The sequence below is a fragment of the Lamprobacter sp. genome (assembly GCF_034860625.1).
GTDB lineage: Bacteria > Pseudomonadota > Gammaproteobacteria > Chromatiales > Chromatiaceae > Lamprobacter.
Genome location: NZ_JAYESN010000725.1, coordinates 1 through 688, shown reverse-complemented (window position 1 = coordinate 688; position 688 = coordinate 1). Strand labels below are relative to the sequence as shown.

The window sequence follows — 688 nt, the reverse complement described above, 5'->3', positions numbered from 1 at the left end:
AGCCAGCAGTTGCACGCCTTTTTGGCGGATTTCGCTATCGGTCATCATAAGGATTGTTCTCTGAGAAAGTCGATGGGATCCTGGATACGAACAGACTTCACCGCAGGCGCCTTTTTGAGAATGCCTTTGTCGGTCGTCAAGAATGCGTCGGCCTCAGCGGCGACCGCACAAGCCAGATGCAGGGCATCCATCTTTTTTAGACCCAGTTGGTTGAACTCCTTGGCTCGCTGGAGAAGCTCGGGAGATTCGGCGATATCAATCTCGGCGTAACGCTTCCAAGTGCCGATTTGCGTGCTGCGCTCTTCGTAGGGATTCCTGGCATTCTCGTAGTCGAGGATGTATGACCAGATCAATGGGTGCAGGCCGCTACGAATGAGTTGTTGTATCTGGAGCTTGGCTTCCGTGTCCAGCCGAATGAGGATCTGACTCTGGTCATCGTAGGGTCGGTTGAAGAGGCAGCTGTCGAGATAGAGTCTCATATCACGCCTTCGAATGTGGAAAGAGCTGCTGCATCAGCCCGTTCTTGTGGGTCTTGAGGGCGTTGAGTTTGTCGGCTTGGGCGGCGATCAGTGCGTCGAGGGAGGAGAGGCAGTTGGCGATTTTTTGTTGTTCCGGAAGACTAGGGATCAAGACGACTATTGCGCTCAGCGTTTCTTGACCTATGTTATATCGGGTACTGCCGGCACTA

At 53.3% G+C, this 688-nt stretch carries 2 protein-coding genes; both read right to left on the bottom strand.

Annotated elements, in window-relative coordinates; all coding sequences use genetic code 11:
• Positions 1 to 44: 44 nt before the first annotated feature.
• A complete protein-coding gene (locus VBE63_RS30990; RefSeq protein WP_323686778.1) occupies positions 45 to 479 on the bottom strand; it encodes a PIN domain protein in 435 nt (144 codons plus the stop codon).
• Between the two features lies 1 nt (position 480).
• The coding region (locus tag VBE63_RS30985; protein WP_323686777.1) for a restriction endonuclease subunit S at positions 481 to 688 on the bottom strand (208 nt) is incomplete at its 5' end.